This window comes from Luteibacter sp., from assembly GCF_036499525.1.
Lineage (GTDB): Bacteria > Pseudomonadota > Gammaproteobacteria > Xanthomonadales > Rhodanobacteraceae > Luteibacter.
Genome location: NZ_DASYDO010000014.1, coordinates 81,778 through 103,879, shown reverse-complemented (window position 1 = coordinate 103,879; position 22,102 = coordinate 81,778). Strand labels below are relative to the sequence as shown.

15 protein-coding genes and 1 pseudogene are annotated in these 22,102 nt (G+C 59.8%); 14 read left to right on the top strand and 2 right to left on the bottom strand.

Annotation, left to right across the window (positions count from 1 at the left end; genetic code table 11):
* Positions 1-42 precede the first annotated feature (42 nt).
* Positions 43-597 carry a hypothetical protein gene (locus VGM71_RS02280; protein WP_331542161.1) on the top strand — a complete coding sequence of 185 codons (555 nt, stop codon included), beginning with the start codon at positions 43-45 and terminating at the stop codon, positions 595-597.
* A 195-nt stretch (positions 598-792) separates the two neighbouring features.
* Here the strand turns inward: VGM71_RS02280 and VGM71_RS02275 are convergent.
* Positions 793-1,216 (bottom strand): annotated as a pseudogene (locus VGM71_RS02275) (integrase core domain-containing protein); the annotation flags it as partial.
* Between the two features lie 283 nt (positions 1,217-1,499).
* Here VGM71_RS02275 and VGM71_RS17625 point away from each other — a divergent pair.
* The 4 genes from VGM71_RS17625 (at position 1,500) to VGM71_RS02260 (ending at position 3,595) form a co-directional block, all read left to right on the top strand.
* A complete protein-coding gene (locus VGM71_RS17625; protein ID WP_414675076.1) occupies positions 1,500-1,733 on the top strand; it encodes a helix-turn-helix transcriptional regulator in 234 nt (77 codons plus the stop codon).
* A gap of 131 nt (positions 1,734-1,864) precedes the next feature.
* Positions 1,865-2,143 carry a hypothetical protein gene (locus VGM71_RS02270; protein WP_331542159.1) on the top strand — a complete coding sequence of 93 codons (279 nt, stop codon included), beginning with the start codon at positions 1,865-1,867 and terminating at the stop codon, positions 2,141-2,143.
* Positions 2,140-3,054 (top strand): YfjI family protein, encoded by a 915-nt coding sequence (locus VGM71_RS02265; protein WP_331542158.1) that lies wholly within the window; start codon positions 2,140-2,142, stop codon positions 3,052-3,054. The genes VGM71_RS02270 and VGM71_RS02265 overlap by 4 nt, the downstream gene beginning before the upstream one ends.
* 16 nt (positions 3,055-3,070) lie before the next feature.
* Entirely contained in the window at positions 3,071-3,595 is a 525-nt protein-coding gene (locus VGM71_RS02260; RefSeq protein ID WP_331542157.1) for a DUF3987 domain-containing protein, read from the top strand.
* A gap of 182 nt (positions 3,596-3,777) precedes the next feature.
* On the opposite strand, the gene VGM71_RS02255 is transcribed toward VGM71_RS02260, so the two are convergent.
* Positions 3,778-4,500 carry a MobA/MobL family protein gene (locus tag VGM71_RS02255; protein ID WP_331542156.1) on the bottom strand — a complete coding sequence of 241 codons (723 nt, stop codon included), beginning with the start codon at positions 4,498-4,500 and terminating at the stop codon, positions 3,778-3,780.
* Between the two features lie 882 nt (positions 4,501-5,382).
* Between VGM71_RS02255 and VGM71_RS02250 the strand changes: the two genes are divergently transcribed.
* Genes VGM71_RS02250 through VGM71_RS02210 form a run of 9 tightly spaced genes read left to right on the top strand, consistent with a single transcriptional unit; the run spans position 5,383 to position 22,097 of the window.
* Complete coding sequence (locus VGM71_RS02250) at positions 5,383-6,297, top strand: helix-turn-helix transcriptional regulator (protein WP_331542155.1); 915 nt, start codon at positions 5,383-5,385, stop codon at positions 6,295-6,297.
* A gap of 10 nt (positions 6,298-6,307) precedes the next feature.
* On the top strand, positions 6,308-6,763 hold the full coding sequence (gene brxF, locus VGM71_RS02245; protein ID WP_331542154.1) for a BREX-3 system P-loop-containing protein BrxF: 456 nt from the start codon (positions 6,308-6,310) through the stop codon (positions 6,761-6,763).
* Between the two features lie 23 nt (positions 6,764-6,786).
* Entirely contained in the window at positions 6,787-10,527 is a 3,741-nt protein-coding gene (locus VGM71_RS02240; protein ID WP_331542153.1) for a DUF6079 family protein, read from the top strand.
* A gap of 21 nt (positions 10,528-10,548) precedes the next feature.
* Entirely contained in the window at positions 10,549-12,432 is a 1,884-nt protein-coding gene (locus VGM71_RS02235; protein ID WP_331542152.1) for an ATP-binding protein, read from the top strand.
* A gap of 4 nt (positions 12,433-12,436) precedes the next feature.
* A complete protein-coding gene (locus tag VGM71_RS02230; RefSeq protein ID WP_331542151.1) occupies positions 12,437-13,780 on the top strand; it encodes a hypothetical protein in 1,344 nt (447 codons plus the stop codon).
* Complete coding sequence (locus VGM71_RS02225; protein ID WP_331542150.1) at positions 13,746-16,556, top strand: DNA methyltransferase; 2,811 nt, start codon at positions 13,746-13,748, stop codon at positions 16,554-16,556. Before VGM71_RS02230 ends, VGM71_RS02225 begins: the two co-directional genes overlap by 35 nt.
* A 2-nt stretch (positions 16,557-16,558) precedes the next feature.
* Entirely contained in the window at positions 16,559-19,366 is a 2,808-nt protein-coding gene (locus VGM71_RS02220; RefSeq protein WP_331542149.1) for a DEAD/DEAH box helicase, read from the top strand.
* Positions 19,363-21,378 (top strand): BREX-3 system phosphatase PglZ, encoded by a 2,016-nt coding sequence (pglZ, locus tag VGM71_RS02215; RefSeq protein ID WP_331542148.1) that lies wholly within the window; start codon positions 19,363-19,365, stop codon positions 21,376-21,378. The genes VGM71_RS02220 and pglZ overlap by 4 nt, the downstream gene beginning before the upstream one ends.
* Positions 21,375-22,097: a hypothetical protein gene (locus tag VGM71_RS02210; RefSeq protein WP_331542147.1), complete on the top strand. Its 723-nt coding sequence runs from the start codon at positions 21,375-21,377 to the stop codon at positions 22,095-22,097. Before pglZ ends, VGM71_RS02210 begins: the two co-directional genes overlap by 4 nt.
* Positions 22,098-22,102: the final 5 nt, after the last annotated feature.

Sequence of the window (22,102 nt, the reverse complement as noted above, 5' to 3'; positions counted from 1 at the left end):
AGCGATGAATGGCTCGCATCAATTTTTCAGGAGAAAGAAAGCATGGACCATGAACGTGAATGGACAATAGCTCACGAACCCAAGAGCTTCGTTGATACATACGAGCATCTGATGGGATCGCTAAAGGATCATGCGCTTCATAAGACCAACGACTCAGTGGCGAGGTTCCTGCATGAAGTCCGTCATGAAGCTGCAGTGGATATGCTGAGCGAGGCACTTAGGGCACATCAACGCAAGAACTCCGATCACGCTTGGTACTTTCTTGTTGAGGCAGCCAATGCCATCGGCTACCTCATTGCGTCCCAGGAGGCAGTTTACCCGCGCGAAGGCGAAGCTGATCTTCGCTCTTCCCTGAGAGAGAGCGGAAGCAGAGGCGGGAAAAAGAAGGGGGAAAACGCAAAGAAGATTGAAGATGCGATCGTAGCTAAGTTGCGCTCCGCGAAGCCACCAAAGAGAGGATGGGACAAAGCTGCCTTGCGCAGGGAATACAACAAAGCCATCGAAAACTTCGACAACTACAATGACCCAGATCGCAAGTGGCGAGCCCTATGTAAGCGAGAGGACATACAAAACATTCTTGCGCAGGAGGAGCCGTAAGAACCTCGCAATTGCCGTATCGCTCGAGTTACAAAAAGAACGAGCGGCTGGGCACGAACGCCAGCACGCACAGCTTGCAGATCGGGGGGGCGATTGGCACGCACCCCCCCCCCACACACATGCAAGAACATACCAAATCGCTGTGTCGACTCCCACAAATCAGTGCCAGGCTAAATTAGCGGTTGCCGGGCGGATTCAACTCTGAAGTCGGAATTCGACGGACTGACGCCCGTCGAGGCTGTCGTGCGAAATCTCATTGTTGTAGTCGGCCGCCCACCGTTCCGCGTTCTCACGCACTTCGGTGAGGGTGCGAAAGATGTACATGTCGAGCACGCCACGACGAAAGCTCCCGTCGAAGCAATCGATGAAGCTTTTCTGCGTGGGCTTGCCCGGCTCGCTGAAGTCCAGCGCGATATCCTCGCGTTTCGCCCATTCGGCCAGTGCGATGAACTCCGGCCCGTTGTCCACGCGGAGCTTGCCCGGATAGCCGCGCCAAGCCGCGATGCGCTCCAGCATGCGGATGACCCGCGCCGCGGGCAGGTTGAGGTCGACCTCTGCCGCCAAGGCATCAGGGCTAAAGTCGTCGATCACGTTGAAGGTGGCGGAAACGTCGACTGTCCTGAATCTTCCTCGTTCTTCCGAGTCATCCAGAAGTGGATGTGGTCGATGTGCCATGGCACAGGCGACGGGTCAGAGCGCGCTGAACGATGGATGAGGTCCAGAAGCGCCTCGAGGGACAGCACGGTGTGGACCGTATAGATCCCGTACCGCAGCGCCGGCACGCGCCAACGAGCGATTTTTAGCAAATAGCCGTTGTAAATTTTTATAGCGGGCTATCCAAGCCATTGATTTAATAGATCTAGTTAGGGTGCGCACCTGGGCAACAACTTGCTGGTGCGAACTTGAACGCAGATTCGTTTTCCGCATTGCGGATCCTCCCCGTCCGTGAGACCGCCACTCGACTGAACATCGGGCGCAGCACTCTGTATGCCTGGCTCGATGATAAGTCGCCAAGCTACAAACCTGGTCTCCCCAAGCCTGTGCACCTGGGTAAGAGCACGGGCTTTATCGAACATGAGATCGACGACTTCATTCGCTGCCTCATGCAGGCACGAGGAGGTGATGTCGGGAACTGACTACGTGGCCTTTGCCTGTCTTCTCGGAAGGCAGCATGCAGGTCGCGGGTTGACCCGACATCCACGACTTGCACCCGTTGCGCGCGGATATCCCGTGGCGCACGCAACCATTCAGTGCAAGGAAAAGATCCATGAGCATGACTAATGAAAATGTGCAGGCGCACGCTGCTGACATCGCGGCAGCTCTGCGCAGCCTGAAACCCAAGGAAATACACCGCAAGAGCCAGCTGTTCTCGCTGCTGTACCCCGTGATCGTCGAAATGCTGGAACAGAACGTTACTCAGAAGGCGATCTTGAAGAAGCTCGAAGAGATGGGCCTGAAGCTGCACCCGTCTCGGTTCAAGGAGCTGATGGCTTCCAAAGCCAAGGCAAGTGCTGGCGAAGCCTGTGCCGAGGAGGGCGCATCATGAGCCAGAACTATTATCGAAAGGGCTTCCCGATCCATGCGCTGTATAACAGCATCCGGCTGGCGTTGGAGGAAGTGCGCGCCAATCTGCAAGCACCTGATGGACTCATCGCGGGCGCGTTCTTAACTGGTCTGTCGATCTGCGCCGAAGGCGACGTCAATGTCGAGCTGCCGACCGAGCAGGTCAGTCCGTGCGCACTCTACCTGGGGACCATTGCCGACTCGGGTGAGCGTAAAACCGCCACCGACAAGATCGTGCTGGCCACGATCTACGCGCGTGATGCCAAACAGGCGGCTGAGTACAAGATGGCGCTGGTCGATTACCAAGCGGATTTGCGTTTTTGGCAAGCGAAAGACGCGGCCATTCAACGCAAGCTGGTGAAGGCCATTAGCAACGACGAGGACACTGAGCATCTGCGCCGTGAGCTGAAGGAGCATGCCGAAACGGAACCGAGCAAGCCGGAGCGCTGCCGCATCGTTTACCAAAGCGTCACCGAGCGGCCGCTGATGGAAGCGTTGCAGGGTGATGGCAAGTGCATCGCTATCCTCAGCGACGAAGGAAGCATCGTGCTCAATGGCGGTGCGACCAACAAGCTGGCGACGCTCAACAAGGCCTGGGATGGCCCGAGCCTGCTGACTTTCGATCGCGCCGACGACAGCATTGAGGTGCGTGATCCGCGCGTCACGGTGAGCTTCATGATTCAGGAGAAGTTGTTCCAGGGCTTCATGGACAAGCGTGGCGTGATGGCACGCGAATCCGGCTTCCTCGCGCGCTTCTTGGTTTGCTGGCCAGCATCTACGCAAGGTTTCCGTTACATGTCGCTGGACGAGCGGGCGTGGGAGCATCTGCCGGGGTTCCACCAGCGCATGAACGAACTGCTCGAGGCCACTGCAGCTCGTCGCAAGGGCGGGTGACACGTCGCGGACAACCTTGTCCTTCTCGCCTGAGGCCAAGGAGCTGTGGGTAAGTGTGCAGAACACCATCGAACCGAAGTTGCAGCAAGGCGGCGCGCTAGAGAGCGTCCGCGATTTCGCCTCCAAGTCGATGGAGATCGTTGGTCGCTTGGCTGCATGCATGCACCATTTCGAGGGTCTGGCCGGCAGCGTCATCAGCATGGAGACCTTGCAGCGGGCGCTGGATGTGGTCGAATACTATTTCGACGAGTACATCAATCTGTTTGGCAGCGCCAACGATGTGCCGCAGGATCAGAAAGATGTGCATGCGTTGGCCGTGTACCTGCACTCGCGCTACTGGCTGAACGGTTACAACTCGGTGCTGCGTAACGAGGTTCGCAAGTGCGGACCCATCCGCCATCAGGGCCGTTTTGAGGCGGCGATCCAGCGTCTGGTTTGGGATGACTCGATTTGGGTGGGTCACGAGCAGCAGCGCGCGCGCAAGGGCAAGCTGTGGATTCACCTGAATCCCAATGTGTTCAGCCAAATTGGCCGCCTGTAATTTCGGCGAACCTTCCACCCGAGCCGCCCGTAAGGGCGGCTTTTCTCTTGTACCCTTTGCACGGCATGCGACTATGCCCCAAGTAGGGCACGTTGCGTCGCGTGCAGGCCGCCCAGGGGCCAGTAGGCCTGGCTGCCGTGTGTGAGGATGGACTGTTCGAGCACGCGGCAAGCCGGCTGAAATCAGGCTGTCCCGCCGTGACCGCTGCCGCGTACCGCGACGTACTCGGCCTTCTCTTGTGCCGACATGCGACGGATTCGCGCCGGTCCCAGATGGCGCTCCGCCTTGCGCGGTACTGCTTGTTCCTTGAGGGTACGGTGATCAACACGAGCCCCGTGCCCGTTGATTGCCAGGTGGTGGTTGATGGTTTCGGCGACAGTCTTGCGCAGTGCAATCAGTTCATCGCGCAGTTCCATCCGGTTGCGTCCGCCACTGGCCTTCTTGCGCCCGCCAGCTTCAGGTTTCCTCGGGTTGTAGCGCGAGAAGAAGGTTTCTGCAGGTCGCTCAATTCCATCGTCGACGCGATCAGACGTCATCACGTGCCCGTGCAGGTTGAGCTCACCCTCCAAGGAAGAGATTGGTGCATGGAGTGCGTACTGGAAGGGTTTGTCGTCGGCGATCTTCGCCACGAGCTCGGCTAGCAGAGCCGTGTTCTGCATGATCGTAAGCTCTCCCGGAAGCGCGATGATCGCTTCGCGATAGGTCGCGCCGTTCTTGCGCTCGTTCCTGTCCGCAGCGCTCCAGAACTTCTTGGGATCGTTATCCGACCAAGCTGGCAGGTTGCCATAGTCAGTAGCAATTAGATCTTCCCGCTTCCCGTGATAGCCCTGTCGCGCAATATAGGCCGCGTGATCCGCGGCCGCGCCCTTGCGTCCGCTCTTGATCTCGAAATGAAAGCTCGCCATGTCACTACCCTTTCCCGATAGATAATAAAAAGGCCAGCGATAAATGTCGCTGGCCTGCTGATGAGGATATTTGCCGAGTTGTTGGCTGTCGCGGAGAGAAACGGTAAGTCCGCGTAGGCTTCTCCCCCCTATACCAGTTACTCTTAGACGCTTGCTAAACAGCTCGTGATGTGAGGCGACCTAGACTTCACTCTCCTCATACATGTACGCATTGACGAGTAAGAATTTACTTGCAGCTAATGTCGTCAATTAGCACGATTGACGGCGTCCGCAATGTTCACGCCTCAGCCCGGGGCGAACATATGACTCGGCCATGCATCTGCGGGCCCCTGTTCTTGAAGATCATCGGGCGCTCGGTCAGCCACTTGGCCGTGGACGATCCCGATGCCTGTCTTCACCTCATTGACCGTTGCGTCGTCGGAGACCTCAGGCGCGAGAGTCTTCAAAGCCTGCGATCTGGCTGGAGGGGTCTTATGCGACATTGCGGTAGGCACGTGCTTGCAGCACATCACCAAGATGGATTCGGCGCTGTGAGTCGAGCGCGTTCAGTGACGTGATGATCGCGCCCATACTGGTGCCGAAAACCAGGCCAAACGTCCGGTGCAGCCACTTTCAATGTCCTCCGCGCCCATGGAGAGCTGCCGCCACCCCGACGATCATCAGCTCAGGTCACGAAGCCGCCCCAGCGGCCAGGCTTCGTGAGGGTTGGCCGAACTCCGTGCGGTGGCACCTACATTCTCGTCCCCCGCCAATCATTAAGCGACGCATACACAAATCAAAAAAGTGTGCCAGATAGATTCTGGAGATCACCTATACTAATCGTTAAACTACTCATCACTATTGCCGGTACAAGCGTTCGCTAACTCGAACGAGCCAGCCAGAATGTCGAACGAACAGCTTGCAGATCTAACCCAGCCGCAACGCGACCGGCTCGCGTTCGTGGAGTTGCGCGTGCGCTTCATCGGGGAGCTACGTCGCCAGGACTTGGTTATGCGGTTTGGCATCCAGACCGCCGCCGCATCGAGGGATCTGGCGCTGTACAAGGAGTTGGCTCCGGGCAACATTGACTACGACTCCAAGCGCAAGTCCTACGTCCTGGGGCCGGACTTCCGCCCCGTCTTCGACTTCCCCTCGGAGCGGGTGCTGTCGTGGCTGACCCAGGGCTTTGGCGACGGTGAGCCGATGCGGCTCAAGGCGTGGGTGGCCAGCGAGAGCCCCTCACGGCTCACGCATCAGGATCTGGATGTGCTGGCGAGCGTGACCCGGGCGATTCACCAGGAGTGTCCGCTCGGCATCGAGTACCACTCCATCTCCAGTGGCCGCACCGAGCGGGAGATCGTCCCGTTCGCGCTGATCGATAACGGTCTGCGTTGGCACGTCCGCGCCTTCGACCGGAAATCGCAGGAATTCCGGGACTTCGTCATCACCCGGATCAAACGCCCCGTGCTGCTCAAGGGGCAGCCCGTCTCGCCCCACGAGGCCAGCGATCAGGACATTCAGTGGACCCGGATCGTCGAGCTGGAGCTGGTGCCGCACCCGGATCAACCCCGGCCGGAGATCACCGAGATGGACTACAGCATGCAGGGTGGCGTGCTGCGGATGAAGCTGCGGGCAGCCACCGCCGGTTACATCCTTCGCCAATGGAGTGTGGACTGCACGCCCGACCACAGCTTGCGTGGGTACGAGTACCGGTTGTGGCTGAAGGACCACCTGGCCATCTACGGCGTGCGAAATGCCGTGCTGGCGCCGGGCTACCGCTCCCCTGATCAACAACGGCTCGAAGCCGAGTCGGACTAAGGGGATGAGCATGCTCGCAAAACTCGAACGACTCATCGGCGAAATCGGCGACCTCAACAGCAAGTTGATCCTGCTGGTCGGTCCCAGCCGCAGTGGAAAGAGCCAACTGCTACGCCAACTCAGCGCCAAGCTCAACATCGAGCCGCTCAACGTCGGCCTGGAGTTGGGGCGCCGCTTGGCCGCCACGCCGAACAACAAGCGCGGCTTCTCGGCAGGCGAACTGCTGCGGGAGATCGCGGACAAGGAACGAACTGAAGACCCGCTGCTTCTCGACAACCTGGAGTTGCTGTTCGAGCCGGGCCTGCAGATTAACCCGCTTGACCTCGTCAGGCGGCTGGCTCATTCCAAGCGCGTCGTGGCCGTCTGGCCTGGCGAGCTGCGCGGTGATCGCTTGGTGTACGCCGACATCAGCCATCCAGAACATCGTGACTACAGCTGTGACGGCGTGGTCGTACTCGAAATTTGACGATACAGGGAAGAGAGAACCAGATGGCCAAGAACATGAAATACGGAGATCTGATCCAGTTCGAGCAGATCGAGTCAGTCATTCAGCTGCTCGATGCCGGGCGCCCGGACGAGGCCAAGAAGCTCGTCGCGACCTATGTCATCTCCGACGACATGGCCGAGCGGATCTCCAAGCTCATGGTTCCTCAGCTCAGTTTCGACGACTCGGTCGATCACAAGGGCGTGCTGATCGTCGGCAACTACGGCACCGGTAAGTCGCACTTGATGTCGGTGCTGTCGCTGGTGGCCGAGGATGCGGCCTACGCGCCGATGATCCGCCACCCCAAGGTCGCCGAGGCGGTTGCCCCGATTGCTGGCCGCTTCAAGGTGCTGCGCATCGAGGTGGGCGGGCTGCAGATGCCGCTGCGCCAGATCATCACCCTGCAACTTGAGCGTTTCCTCGAAAAGATCGGCGTCGACTACACCTTCCCAACCGCCGACAAGGAGCTCAACAACAAGGACTCCTTCGAGGAGATGATGGCCGCGTTCGCGGAGAAATTCCCGGACCAGGGTGTGCTACTGGTGGTCGACGAGTTCCTTGAGTACCTGCAGTCCCGTCGCGACCACGAGCTGGTGCAGGATCTGGCTATCCTGCGGCAGATCGGTGAAGTCACCAAGCACCTAAAGTTCCGCTTCGTGGCCGGTGTACAGGAAGCCATCTTCGACAGCGTGCGCTTCCAGCACGTCGCCGACAGCATGCGGCGGGTCAACGAGCGCTTCACCCAGATCTTGATCGACCGCCAGGACGTCAGCTTCGTCGTCTCCGCACGCTTGCTTAAGAAGACTGCTGACCAGCAGAACAAGATCCGCGAGTACCTCACCCCGTTCGCCAAGTTCTACGGCTCCATGAACGAGCGCATGGATGAGTACGTGCGGCTGTTCCCGGTTCACCCGGATTACCTGAAGACCTTCGAGCAGATCCACTTCACCGAGAAGCGCGGCGCGCTCAAGACCATCGAGGCGGCCATGCTGGCGATCCTCGACCAGGAAGTACCCGCCGACAAGCCGCTGTTCATCAGCTACGAGAGCTTCTGGAACACCATCAAGGCCAATACGGTCTTGCGCGCCGACCCTAACATCAAGGAGGTGATGCGTGTCTCCGAAGTGCTGGAGTCGCGGGTCCAGCAGGCCTTCACGCGTCCGCCCTACAAGCCGATGGCGCTGCGCGTCATCAACGCACTGGCAGTCCACCGTCTGACCACGGGCGGAGACATTCACATTCCAATCGGACCCACCGCTGTCGAGCTGCGCGATGCTCTGTGCCTGTTCCAGCCGGGCGTGGAGGACATGCCGGGCGACCCGGCCGAAAACCTGCTGTCGATGGTCCAGACCGTGATGCGGGAGGTACTGAAGACCGTCAACGGCCAGTTCATCTCCAAGGCCCCTGACACCGAGCAGTACTACCTCGACCTCAAGAAAGACATCGACTACGACGCGCAGATTGAAAAGCGCGCCGAGGCCCTGTCCGACGACGCGTTGGACCGTGCCTACTACAGCGCCATCAAGGCGCTGATGGAGTGCAGCGACGTTCTGCCTTACCCCGGCTTTCAGATCTGGCAGTACCAGATCGAGTGGCAGGAGCACCGCGTCGAGCGTATGGGATACCTGTTCTTCGGCGCGCCCAATGATCGCCCCACAGCCCAGCCTGAGCGCGACTTCTACGTCTACTTCATCCAGCCCTTCGACAGGCCGAAGTTCGCCGACAACAACCTGTCGGACGAGGTCTTCTTTCGTCTTACCGGGCTAGACGACGATCTCAAACGCCATCTGTCGTCGTACGCTGCGGCGCTCGATCTGGCATCAACAGCCAGCGGCGGCGCCAAAGCCATCTACCTCTCCAAGGCGCAAGACTTCCTGCACGCCATGAGCAAGTGGCTGCAGGAAAAGCAGATGACCGCCTTCGAGGTCACCTACCACGGCAAGAAGAAGAACCTGCAGGAGTGGGCCAAAGGCGTGTCGCTGCGTGACCGGGCGCGGCTGGGTGCGGACGAGCGCATCAACTTCCGCGACGTGGTGAACGTCATTTCGGGCCTGGTACTCGGCCAGCGCTTTGTCGATCTCTCGCCGGAGTACCCCACCTTCTCGGTGCTGGTCACCGAGGCCAACCGCAAACAACTGATCGGCAACGCACTGCGCGCACTGGCCGGTGGCACCCGTACCAAGGATGCGCTTGCCGTACTCGATGCGCTGGAGCTGCTTGATGGCGACCGCGTCGATCCGGCCAACTCCCGCTACGCGCAGGAAGTGCTGAACCGGCTCAAGGCCAAGGGCCACGGCCAGGTGCTCAACCGCACCGAACTGCTGTCGGGCACCTCCGACGTCGAGTATTTCGCACCCATCAAGTACCGGCTGGAACCGGACCTGCTGATCACCGTGCTGGGCGGGCTCGTCTACTCCGGCGACATCGTGCTGTCGATCACCGGCGACAAGATCGACTCCGGCAAGCTGACCCAGCTGGCAGAGCGCTCGCTGGAGGAACTCAAGCAGTTCAAGCACGTCGAGGCACCCAAGGAGATCAACCTCGCGGTGCTGCGTGCCTTGTTCGAGTTGTTCGACCTGCCGTCCGGCCTGGCCCAGAAGGCCAGCCAGGGCGACACCGAGCCGGTCATCAAATTGCAGGAAAAAGTCAGCGCGCTGGTGCCGCGCGTCCTCAAGGCCGGCTCGGACCTGCAGCAAGGCAAGCTCGGCTTCTGGGGTCAGAACCTGCTGCGCGAGGAAGAAGCCAAAGACTGGCACGCCCGGCTGGATTCGCTGAAGAAGTTCACCGAGTCGCTGGCGCCGTACAACACCGTCGGCAAGCTCAAGAACTTGCGCGTCACACAGGAAGACATGGGCGGCCAGAAGAAGAATCTGGAGATCCTGGCCGCCGTCGAGCGTCTGCTCGAACTGGTGGTGGAGTTGGGCAGCACGGCGTCTTACCTCTCGCAGGCCGAGATGGTGCTGCCCGCCGAGCACCCGTGGGTGAAGCAGGCCGAAGCAGCCCGCAAGACGCTACAGGAGAAGCTGAGCCAGGACCGCACGGCCGAGCACGCGGCCGAATACCGGCAAACGCTCAACCAGCTCAAGAAGGACTACCTCACCGCCTACATCGCCAGCCACAGCAAGGCGCGCCTGGGCGTGGCCGAGGACAAGACACGCAACGCCCTGCGCAAGGACGACCGCCTGCTGGTGCTGCGCGTGTTGGCCGGCGTGTCGCTGATGCCCACCAGTCAGCTCACCGCCTTCGAAGAATCCCTCAACGGCCTGAAGAGCTGCTCCTCCCTGGATGAGCCGACATTGGTCACGGCGGCAGTCTGCCCGCACTGCCAGTTCCGCCCGTCTGCCGAGCAGCTGGAGCTGATCCCGGCGACCAACCGCCTGCACAAGCTGGATGATGACCTGGATCAGTTGGTGGCCAACTGGCAGCAGACCCTGCTGGAGAACCTGGAAGACCCATTCACGCAGGACAGCCTGGGACTGTTGCCACCCGCATCCAAGAAGCTGATCGATGCCTTCCTGGCCTCGCGCAAGCTGCCAGACCCGATGACCAGCGAGTTCGCCAACGCTGTGCAGGAGGCGCTGTCGGGGCTGGAGAAGATCGCGGTCAAGGGCGACGAGATCAAGCAGGCACTGCTGCAAGGTGGCTCGCCGGCCACGCCGGAGGATCTGCGCAAGCGCTTCGACACGTTCATGAACGAGCGCTGCAAGGGTAAGGACGCTACCAAGCTGCGCTTCGTGATCGAGTGACGGACCCAACGGAGGAAGGCAATGGATATTGAGACCGCTGGGGCCATCAGGCTGTTTTTCCCCAACCCATCGTTGACATTGGTTTATTTCGAAGCCCTTGCCAATGCGCTGGATGCGGGTGCGACCGAAGTGTCCATCGATATCGACGTGCAGGCATATGACAAGCCGGACACGTTAAAAATAACCGTTAAAGATAACGGCGATGGATTCACGGACGAGAATTTTGATCGCTTCAAAACCTTATTGAAGCCCAGAGACAAATTCCACAAGGGTATTGGCCGCTTGGTGTTCCTCAACTATTTTGATCGCGTTGAAGTTATCAGCACGCGAGACAAGTGGCTGCGGAAGTTTGTTTTCAAAGAAGGCTTTGATGGCAACGCGCCACTCCAACAGCTTGGGGAGGTGCAACAAGCCAAAACGATATTGACGTTCACCGGCTTTGCGGGCGCGCGCGTCAAGTCCTATGACGATCTGAAGCCGGATGCCATCAAGCCGCTTTTGATCGAACAATTCCTGCCAACGCTTGACGCCCGCAAACGTGATGGCAGGGCGTTCACGATTTCGATCAACCTCAAGACAGTCGAGAGCAACACTCAAAAAGAGTTTTTTCCGCACGAGGTAAAGATAACGCCCGCCGATTTACCTTCAATGACCAAGATCACCATCCACGATGATTCTCTAGATGTGTTCTCGACCATTGACATGCACTATCACGTCGAGTCGGTTTCGGGAAGAGGAAGCCTACTTGTTGCCTTCAGCATTGATGGTCGGACGATTCCCGTCAACTTGATACCGACTTCGTCTTTTCCAACGGGCTACATGGGTGTATTCCTGTTCGAGTCGGAGATGTTTCACTCCAATGCCGACAGTTCGCGCCAAAAGTTGATACTGCCGGAAGGGCTCCAAGAGGCAAATCTATATCGCGTCTTGCGTCGGGAAGTTGGCAAGGTGTTGGCAGACAAGATTCCGAAGATCACCGAGAAGAACGAAAAGGTAAAGGAAAAGTTCGAGGAGCAATTCCCGCATCTTCTGGGCTACTTCGAAAACGACACAGTTGGCTTGATTGATCGTGATGATGCTCTGGAGATCGCGCAACAGAAATTCTTCCGTGCTCAGAAGCAGGTGCTGCAATGCGAGATCCTGACCGAAGCGGCGTATGAGAAGTCGCTGGAGCTGTCATCGCGCACGTTGACCGAATACATCCTTTACCGCGACAAGATCATCGGCCGCATGAAGGAAATGACGGCCGACAATGCCGAATCAGAAATACATAACCTCATCGTTCCGAGATTCAAGGATTTTTCGCGAGAAGCCATGCCTTCGGAGATCTACCAGAACAACGCCTGGTTGCTCGATGACAAGTTCATGGTGTTTCGTACCATCCTGAGCGAGCAACGGATGGATACCGTCGTCAATGCCATACGGCTTGATGAAGAAAGCGAGAAGGATGCGGGTAGGCCAGATATTGCAATGATCTTCTCCGCCGATCCAAAAGTTGCCAGCGCAGTGGACGTAGTCGTCATCGAAATAAAGAAGAAAACGGACGACGAAAAAGAAAACCAATATGCCATCAACCAACTGCTTGATCGTGCGGTCAAGCTGGCGGCGCATTGCCCCAACATCCAGAGAATTTGGTACTACGCCGTCATTCAGATCGGCGACACGATGGGAACTCGGTTGCGCCAGCAAAACTGGGCGCCACTTTTCTCCATGGGGAAGCTTTACTACCAGGAATTTCGGACCGAGCGACCGGATGGAACTGTGGTTCCGACCCCGACTTTCGTCGTGTCCTTCGATGCCATCGTGGCAGATGCCGAAAGCAGGAACCACACATTCCTCGAAATCTTGCGCAATGGCATGAGGGGATACGCCACACAACAGGCGATGGGCCAGGCGGGCAACTAGTCAAATGGCTAAGGCAAGCGGCTTTGCCGTCCTCCTTCCCAAGGAACGGATAACAACATTTCTCCAGTGTGTCGCCGAAGATCGCGCGTTCGCCGAGCCTGTCGCTGACTTCCAGCACAGCCGAACAGCGCCGTTGGTCTGCTTTGTCGTCAGCTCAGGTAAGTTGACTCACATCGGCTTAGGCCGGCGGGGCGCGCGAGCCGGTACCGGACTTAGCCGATTGAACATTGATCAGGCCGAAGAACTCTCAGAGCCGGTGTCGATTCGGCAGGTTCTCAACCGGTTGCCAAAGCGCAACGCTGCATCGGTGCGCAATCGATTTAGGTCAGGCGGCTTATTAACCGAGAAGGGCTTCTCTGCCGTTGTCGAGTCCATCCGCCAACTCGCACCCCAAGCAAGCAGTTTGCTGGAACGCTTCAGCCAAGCTCGAGAGAGACGCATACAACGGCTGTCTGTCAAAGCAAGGGAAAACTTGGCGCAGCAGAAGGAAGCATTGCTCACGGCGCTGTCGATTGCCGGACTTAGCCGGGGCACCGTTCAGGAGTGGACACCATCGGATGGCACGCCGGTGTCATTTCTTGATGGCTTGCCCAGTGTCCGGCTGCGCGAAGACCCGATGGTGGTCAACGATCTGCAAAACCTTCCCGGTTTTGAAGTGATCAAGACCTACACCTACGGCGCAGCAGTGTTTGAATCCCAGGCAACCTCCGAGCGCCTTACCGTCATCCTTGCCAACCGCCTTCCGCTCGAGGAGCAAACCGGCGCCGACCTCATCTATTTCAATGAGACCTACCAGAGCTTCGTCATGGTTCAGTACAAGGCGATGGAGCGTGCGGATCGCAAAGGCGGCGTCCCGCTGTATCTTTACCGGCTACCGGATGCACAGTTGAAGGAAGAGATCGACCGAATGGACTCCATGCTAGGTGCGCTGAAGGCATGTGCGCCCGACACGGCCATTGGCGGGTTCCGGCTGACTGAGAACCCGTTCTTTCTCAAGCTCTGCCCCAGGCTCGTATTCAATCCGGATGACGTGGGCCTCGTGCCCGGCATGTACTTGCCGTTGGACTACTGGAAGTTGTTGGAGAACGACGCTGGCATAAAAGGGCCGAAGGGCGGCCTGCGGATCACCTACGAAAACGTACAGCGCTATTTCGACAACACCTCGTTTACCTCGGTAGTGTCCAAAGCGTGGATTGGCACCACGCCCAGTCAGTCGCAGGTGCTTCAGGAGACTATCCGGGCAGCCCTGGAAGCAGGCAAGGCGGTCGCCATTGCCATTAAACCGAAGATGTCCGCCGAACCCGAGGTGGACGATGAAGAAACTGGAGAGGAAGCACTCGATGACTGACATTTTTGCAGGGAGCGCAGCCTCGACCGCTGCTGGTCCGGTGGAATGCCTTGGCCAGACATTCGCCAGCGAGCAAGCCAGGCGCGAGCACTTCACCAAGTTGCTGGCCGAGAAGCTGAAAGATCCGGCGTTCCGCGAGATCGAAGGATTTCCGCAGGGTACAGACGAGGCCATCCTCGCTATGTCGGACCCGCCGTACTACACAGCGTGCCCGAACCCGTTCCTCGAAGACTACGTTCGCCACTACGGCAAGCCCTACGACCCGAGCGTGCGGTACAGCCGCGAGCCGCAGACCATCGACGTCTCGGTCGGCAAAACTGATCCGCTGTACAAAGCGCATTCGTACCACACCAAGGTGCCGCATCTCGCGATCGTGCCGTCGATTCTGCATTACACGGAGCCGGGTGACATTGTGCTGGACGGCTTTGGTGGCTCCGGCATGACTGGCGTAGCGGCACAGTGGTGCGCATCGGCGCCTTCCTCTTACCGTCACGAGCTGGAAATGGAGTGGAAGAAGCAAGGTAAGGCCGCGCCCAAATGGGGCTCACGTCGAGTCATCCTCAACGACCTGTCGCCTGCCGCGACCTTCATCGCAGCCAACTACAACCTGCCGCTTGACGTAGAGACGTTCGCCAAAGCCGGCCAGAAATTGCTCAACGATGTCGAGAAGGACCTCGGCTGGATGTACGAGACCCTTCACAAGGACGGCAAGACCAAGGGGCGGATCGAATACACCGTTTGGAGCCAGATCTACACCTGTCCAGAGTGTGCCGGTGAAGTGAACTTCGTCGACGAGGCTCTCGATGACGAAAGTAAGCGCATTAGGGACTCTTTTCCGTGCCCGCATTGCAGCGCAGGACTCACAAAGCAAAAGATGGAGAGGCTGTTCGTCACGGAGGTTGACCGTGCAACAGGAAAAACGCGACAGACGCCGAAGCGGAAGCCTTCGCTCATCACTTACCTGGTGGGGAAGGCTCGGTACCAGAAGGTCCCGGATGAACAAGACATGAAGGTTTTGGATCGGATCGACAAGATGGGCATACCGTCCGGCATTCCTACCGTCGAGATTCCTCCAATGCACATGACCCATGAGCGTGCTCGGATGGATTACTCGGGCGTTACGCACATTCACCATTTCTTCCTCCCGCGCGCGATGCATGGCATGTCCGCGCTTTGGGAAAAGGCAAAGGCTCATGCAGAGCCCCGCACGCGCGGGATGCTGCTGTACTTCGTTGAGCAAGCGATCTGGGGCATGTCAGTACTCGCCCGCTATGCCCCCACCCACTTTTCTCAGGTGAATCAGTATCTGAACGGTGTTTACTACGTCGGTTCGCAGCATGCCGAGTGCAGCCCTTGGTACATCCTCGAAGGAAAGCTTTCGCGACTTACGAAAGCCTTCGGTAGTTACCGTACTTCGCCAGCAATGGCTGCGATAAACACTGGCACTGCAGCAAGGGTGCCGTTGCCGGGCGCTAGCATTGATTACGTATTTACCGATCCGCCGTTCGGCGAAAACATCTACTACTCCGATCTAAATTTCCTCGTTGAATCGTGGCATCACGTGACGACTGACTCACAGCCGGAAGCGATCGTCGATAGGTTCAAGAAGAAAGGTTTGCCTGAGTATCAACACCTGATGCAGCGCTGCTTCGCAGAGTACTACCGCTTACTCAAGCCTGGGCGCTGGATGACCGTGGTCTTCTCAAACAGCAAGGCGGCGGTCTGGAATGCGATCCAAGTTGCGTTGCAACAGGCTGGCTTCGTGGTGGCCGAGGTCACTGCGCTCGACAAGATTCAAGGCAGCTATCGCCAGGTGACCTCCGCAACAGCCGTGAAGCAGGACTTGGTGATCTCGGCTTACAAGCCCAACGGCGGTCTGGAGGATCGGTTCAATCAACACGGGCCGACGGTCGACTCGGCGTGGGACTTCGTGCAGACCCACTTGAAGCAGCTGCCTGCCGTCAAAGTCACGTCCGGCTACCCGCAGGAGCTGCTGAACATCGTCGAGCGCGATCCACGTCGTATCTACGACCGCATGGCGTCATGGTTCATCCGCCACGGCTCAATGGTGCCGATCTCGACGCCGGAGTTTCTGGCCGAACTGCCTGTCCGCTTCCGTGAGATGGATGGCATGGTGTTCCTGCCCGATCAATTGGTCGAGTACGAAAAAGCTCGGTCGCGTATTCCGCAGGTGAAGCAGGCGGAACTGTTCGTGTCGGACGAGCGCAGTGCCATCGACTGGCTGACCAACTTCCTGCTGAGGCGCCCATCGACTCGATCGGAAATCCACCCGGAGTACATCCCGCAGATCGGTTCGGCCAAGCGCAAGGGCGAGATCATTCCGGAATTGGACCAACTGCTGGAAGACAATTTCTTGCGCTATGACGGTACCGCCGAGGTGCCTAGCCAGATCCACAGCTACCTCTCGACGAACCACAAGGATCTGCGCGGGTTGGAGAAGAACAGTCCAGCACTGGTGGCCAAGGCCAAGGAACGCTGGTACGTGCCCGACCCGAACAAGGCGCAAGACCTAGAGAAGAAGCGCGAAAAGGCGCTGCTCAAGGAGTTCGACACCTATCGTTCGTTCACCGGTCGCAAGATCAAGGAGTCCCGTCTCGAAGTGCTGCGTGCAGGCTTCCGCGCGGCGTGGGCCAGCAAGGACTACGCGACGATCATCAGCATCGCCAGCAAGCTGCCTGAGGAAACGTTGCAAGAGGACGAGAAGCTGCTCACCCTCTATGACCTCGCGCTGACCCGTACCGAAGACGGGATCTGATCGTGGCCGGTAGCGGATTCACCATCGGCGATTGGTGCTGGTTCACCCGGCAGGCATCGCCGTGTCGGGTGATCGAGCGGCAGGACGTGTGGGGCGAGGTTTCCTACCGCGTCTGGCTGCCGGCCAAGGAGGCGGTGGTGCGTGCACGGGCGGTGGATCTGGCTCCGCTGGAAAGCGTCCGCCCGAGCGTGGAGCAGATCCTGTACACCACGGCGGCGGCCAAGCTGCTGGATGCGCTGGAGGACAACCTGCTGCTGGCGCCGATCCAGTCCAGCGTGGTGCCGCTGCCGCACCAGCTCTACGCGTTGAACCGCGCGGTGAGCCGCGACCGCATTCGCTACCTGCTGGCCGATGAAGTGGGCCTCGGCAAGACCATCGAGGCTGGCTTGGTGCTGCGCGAGTTGAAATTGCGCGGCCGGGTGAAGCGCATCCTGGTGGTGGCGCCGAAGGGGCTGGTACGCCAGTGGCAGGCGGAGATGCGCCTGCACTTTGGCGAGAAGTTCCAGTTCATCGAGCCGTCCGAGCTGGCGGCTTTCCGCCAGTGGCGCAGCGGTGGTGCGGGTGAGGAAGAAAACCTGTGGCGCATGCACGACCAGGTGATCTGCTCGCTGGATTCGGTGAAGCCCCTGGAAGGCCGTCGCGGCTGGAGCTTGGAGCAACTGAACACGTACAACCGCGAGCGCTTTGAGGACCTGATTTCGGCGTCGTGGGATCTGGTCATCATCGACGAGGCCCATCGCATGGGCGGAAGCACCGAGCAGGTGGCCCGCTACAAGCTGGGCGCGGCGCTGGCCGAAGCCTCGCCCTATCTCTTGCTGCTTTCGGCCACGCCGCACCAGGGCAAGACGGACCAGTTCATGCGGCTGATGCAGTTGCTGGACCGCGAAGCCTTCCCGGACGAAAGCAGCGTCAGCCGCGACCGGGTGCGGCCCTTCGTGATCCGCACCGAGAAGCGTGTTTCCATCAACGCCGAGGGGCAACCGCTGTTCAAGCCCCGCGTGACCCGGCCGCAGGCGGTGGCCTGGCAAGCGCGGCACGGCTCGCAGCAGCGCCTGTACGAGGCGGTGACCGATTACGTACGCCACGGCTACAACCAGGCGATGGCGGCCAAGCAGCGCCACATCGGCTTCTTGATGATCTTGATGCAGCGGCTGGTGACATCCAGCACGGCGGCCATCCGCACCACGCTGGAGAAGCGCCAAGCCCTGCTCGACGCACCACAGCCGCAGGCGAACCTGTTTGAAAGCACCAGCGCGGACGAGTGGGCCGACCTCGACGGCCAATCGCAAGTGGATCTGGCCATGCAGTCCAGCGGCTGGGAGCTGGAGAAGTCCGAAGTCGAGATGTTGCTGGAGCTGGCGCGGGAAACCGAGGCCGCAGGAACCGATGCCAAGGCCGAGGCATTGCTGGAGCTGATCTACAAGCTCCAGCAAGAGGAAGGCGACCCAGCGCTGAAGGTGCTGATCTTCACGGAGTTCGTGCCGACGCAAGCGATGCTGGCCGACTATTTGGAGAGCCGTGGTTTCTCGGTTGCGACGCTCAACGGCAGCATGGACCTGGAAGCACGCACGCGGGCACAACAGGTGTTCTCCAAGGATGTGCGCGTGCTGATTTCGACGGATGCCGGTGGTGAAGGTCTCAACCTGCAGTTCTGCCATGTCATCGTCAACTTCGACATGCCGTGGAACCCGATGCGGATCGAGCAGCGCATTGGCCGGGTGGACCGCATTGGACAGAAGCACGTAGTTCGCGCCATCAACTTCGTGCTCGAAGACACCGTGGAGCATCGAGTGCGTCAGGTGCTGGAGGCAAAGCTCGAGGTCATTGCGCAGGAGTTTGGCGTCGACAAGGCGGCTGACGTGATGGATTCGGTCGAGGCCGACCCGATCTTCGACGAGCTGTTCGTGCATGGCCTGCAGAACCCGGATGCCATCGAACAAGAGTGCGACGCGGTGGTGTCGCAGCTGCGAACCACCTTGGCGGAGTCGAAGAAGAACAGCGATCTGCTCACCACAGAGCACGATCTGGACGCTGACGATGCACGCAAGTGGCGCGACCACCCGGCGCAGTTCTGGCTGGAGCGCGCCATCACCAGCGGGTTGGCTGCGCGCGGCGGCTCGGCAACGAAGGTTGGCAAGGCGTGGCGGGTGAAGTGGGCAGACGGCAGTGAGTCGGCACAGGCCTGCTTTGACGCCCGCACGGCGGATGAGAACCCGGAGTTGGAATGGGTCACGATGGAAGACCCACGCGCTCGGGCGGTGATCAGCGAGCTGCCACGCTTTGTCGCCGGGCAGCCGCTGCCGGTGATCCGCGTGACCGGTCTTCCGGACTCGGTACGCGGCATTTGGTCGCTATGGGAGATCAGTCTGGCGGCTGAAGGCTTGAGTCGGAAGCGCTTCCTTCCAGTGTTCATCAACGAGGAAGGCCGCCCCTTCGTGCCGACCGCGAAACGCGTCTGGGATCTGCTGCTCACTGAAACCGTAGACGTGCATGCCGTGACGGGTGCCAAGGAGTCGGTGAGGTGGTTCGAGGCATCGCATTCCGCTGCCAGCACACAGGGTGAACGGATCTTCACCGAGCTGCTGACCGAACACCGCGCCCGGCTGAAGGAAGAGCGCGAGCGTGCGGTGTATGCGTTCGAGGCCCGAGGCCAGGCCATTGGGCGCATTGGCTTACCAGCCGTGCGTGAGCACCGGCGCAAGCGGCTGCAGCAGGAACACGATGCACGCATGGCCGCCTTGGACGGCATGGAGGCCAGCGTGCCGGATTTGAATGCCGTGATGATGGTGCGCGTCGGAGGTGATGCATGAGCCTTTGGACGAAACGCATCCTGAGCCACTTCACGGCCGACCTCACCCGGCTGTGGGTGGCGTGCGACCCTGACGATGTGTTGCTCGACGAGAAGCTGTTGACCGAGCTACGCGGTCGCGGCTTCGAGCTGATGTTGTACGAAGACCCGTTTGCCTTCCGCGCGGAATATGAGGAACGCTACCGCGCCGCATGGGATCGGGGTGAGCAAGGGCCAGCGCCCTCGCTAGTTCTGCATCTGCGCAGCGCCGACGCGAACGCGTTGCCCTGGGACATCGTGCATCACGGGCGTGTGGTGCGCCTTAGCCTTGCCGATCTGTTCCCCAGGCTGGCTTACAGCGCCGTGCAACAAGTCGAGCCGGAGCATCTTGCCGGGCTGTTTCATGCCCACCAGACCGAGTTGCAGTCAGCGCGCGGCGAGAACGAGTCGAAGGACTTCATCCTCGAGCATGTCTACCAACTGGCGCCCATGTCGATTCGCAACCCGGTGGACTTCTGGCGCGAGCTGCTGCGGATGCACTTTGCCAATCGCTCGTTGCCACCCCTGTTTGCTCAGCACGCGGCAGGCATCATTCAAGGCAGGGGGCTGTTAGCGGATCTGCCTGTCGCCACATGGTTGGCGTCCAAGAGCACGTTGTTGCGCGTGGTGCAGGACGCGTGGTATCGCTACCTGAAGACCCTGGGTCTGGATGGCACGAGAACTGGCGAACCCCCGCCGCCAGACTACGTCGCTAAGATCGAGATCCCGTTCGACCACTCCGATGTGCAGGTGCTGGTCGATTCCATGTTCCTCGACGGCAGCTTGCATCCATTGGCGGTGCACAGCGTCCCGGCGGGGATGCCGAGTTGGATCAAGGCGGGGATTGTCCAGGACCCAGCGGCATTGCAGGCCTTGGTGCTCAAGGGCATCGATGGCCTGCTCGAGACGACCCCAATGGCGGCATCTTCCCACAAGGACTGGAGCGAGTTCGCCAAGCGCTACGGTGAGATCCTGGCCCGCACGCACGGCCTGCCCGGCACGGGAGGCAGCGAACACCTGCCCGTGATTCGGGAGCGGATCAAGACCTTGCAGGCGCAATCGGACGAGCGCCTGCAAGCCTGGGTCGCAGCCAAGCATTACGCCGACCTGATCCTGCAGCCGGTGACCAAAGGTCCGGTGATGGTGCACCACGTTCCGCGCTTCTTGCGCCATCGGCGGTCCGCAGGGGAAACCAAGGTCGCCTTGCTGGTATTCGACGGGCTGGCCTTCGACCAGTGGGTGCAGATCCGGGAGCGCCTGATCGCCACCACCAAGCGCTTCACGTTCGACGAGGGAACCGCGTTCGCATGGCTGCCGACCGTGACATCGGTGTCGCGCCAGGCGCTGTTCTCCGGTCTGAAACCACGTGAGTTCGACGACTCCATCGACCGGACGGACAAGGAGGAATCTTTGTGGAAGACGTTCTGGCAGAACGAGGGCGTCAACGCGAATGAGGTGATGTACCGACGTGCGCTGCGCCAAGTTGATCAACTGGACGTGCTTGAGGCCGACTTGAACGACCGGCGTCCAAAGGTGGTGGGCCTGGTCATCGATGAGGTGGATGACCGGCTCCACAAGGAGCGGTCCAAGAAGGACGTGGCGATGTGGATCGGCAACTGGTTGTCGACCGGATTCGTCGATCGGTTGTTCTCGCTGCTGCTGGACAGGGGTTACCACATCTATCTCACGGGGGACCACGGCAACGTGGAGTCCACCGGCGTCGGCAGGCCCAGCCAGGGCGTGATTGCAGAGACGCGCGGAGAGCGCGTGCGGGTCTACCGGAGTGAGCCGTTGCTGGCCGATTCCGCTGCGGCCTATCCCACCACGTTGAGGTTGGACATCGCTGGACTACCCGCGAACTTCATGCCCCTATTCGCAGGCGGACGAACCGCCTTTGTGCCGGAGGGCGAGCAGGTGGTGGTCCACGGCGGGGTGTCGGTCGAAGAGTTGATCGTGCCCTTTGTGAAAGTCAGTTATGTGATTGGTACCGAATGAATTCATCAGCCCCAAAAATAGGCTTTGATCGGTTCATTCAGCTTGATTGGGCGGCTGCGGCACTGAATATTCGTGCAGGCGTGGCTGGGCTAGATGATCTGAATGCACTGCTCGATGCAGCCGAGCTTGGCGTGGAAGCCAAGAAGAAAACACGCACCGTACTGAATCGGCTGTGGCTGGAGCCGCGCGCCGAACTGGTCGATTACGCGGATCGCGGCGTGGCCATCCACAAGACGCAGCCGGATATTCATGTCGCGGCGCTGTGCTGGGGTATGTCCGTGGCGACGTACCCGTTCTTTGGCAAGGTGGCTGAGCTGGTGGGCCGCCTGTCCGCCATCCAGGGCGACTGCGCGTCCGCCGAGGTGCATCGGCGCATGAGTGAAACCTATGGGGAGCGCGAAGGCACCCGGCGCATGACCAACATGGTCATCCAGAGCCAGGCGAGCTGGGGAGCCGCGGAACGGGTTGAGAAAGGCAAGCGAGTCATTCGCCTGCCCCAGACTAGCATCGACAACGATGCGCTCACTGCTTGGCTGATCGAAGCTGCGGTCCGCTACGCCGGCAGGCCGGTTTCAGTGCCCAGTCTGCAGTCACTGCCCGTGCTGTTCCCGTTTAACTTGACGCGGCCCCTGGCCTACGTGGTGTCGAACAGCCCGAACCTTGACCTCCGGTCGGAAGGCCCGAGTAACCAGTTTGTCGCTTTGCGCAGCACGATTTGAAGCGA

What these genes read in the sequence shown, in the direction of transcription:
- VGM71_RS02240 (WP_331542153.1), top strand. Translation starts at nt 6,787, where the DNA reads ATGGCCAAGAACATGAAATACGGAGATCTGATCCAGTTCGAGCAGATC.
- VGM71_RS02235 (WP_331542152.1), top strand. Translation starts at nt 10,549, where the DNA reads ATGGATATTGAGACCGCTGGGGCCATCAGGCTGTTTTTCCCCAACCCA.
- VGM71_RS02230 (WP_331542151.1), top strand. Translation starts at nt 12,437, where the DNA reads ATGGCTAAGGCAAGCGGCTTTGCCGTCCTCCTTCCCAAGGAACGGATA.
- VGM71_RS02210 (WP_331542147.1), top strand. Translation starts at nt 21,375, where the DNA reads ATGAATTCATCAGCCCCAAAAATAGGCTTTGATCGGTTCATTCAGCTT.
- VGM71_RS02250 (WP_331542155.1), top strand. Translation starts at nt 5,383, where the DNA reads ATGTCGAACGAACAGCTTGCAGATCTAACCCAGCCGCAACGCGACCGG.
- pglZ (WP_331542148.1), top strand. Translation starts at nt 19,363, where the DNA reads ATGAGCCTTTGGACGAAACGCATCCTGAGCCACTTCACGGCCGACCTC.
- brxF (WP_331542154.1), top strand. Translation starts at nt 6,308, where the DNA reads ATGCTCGCAAAACTCGAACGACTCATCGGCGAAATCGGCGACCTCAAC.
- VGM71_RS02280 (WP_331542161.1), top strand. Translation starts at nt 43, where the DNA reads ATGGACCATGAACGTGAATGGACAATAGCTCACGAACCCAAGAGCTTC.
- VGM71_RS02225 (WP_331542150.1), top strand. Translation starts at nt 13,746, where the DNA reads ATGAAGAAACTGGAGAGGAAGCACTCGATGACTGACATTTTTGCAGGG.
- VGM71_RS02255 (WP_331542156.1), bottom strand. Translation starts at nt 4,500, where the DNA reads ATGGCGAGCTTTCATTTCGAGATCAAGAGCGGACGCAAGGGCGCGGCC.
- VGM71_RS02265 (WP_331542158.1), top strand. Translation starts at nt 2,140, where the DNA reads ATGAGCCAGAACTATTATCGAAAGGGCTTCCCGATCCATGCGCTGTAT.
- VGM71_RS02270 (WP_331542159.1), top strand. Translation starts at nt 1,865, where the DNA reads ATGAGCATGACTAATGAAAATGTGCAGGCGCACGCTGCTGACATCGCG.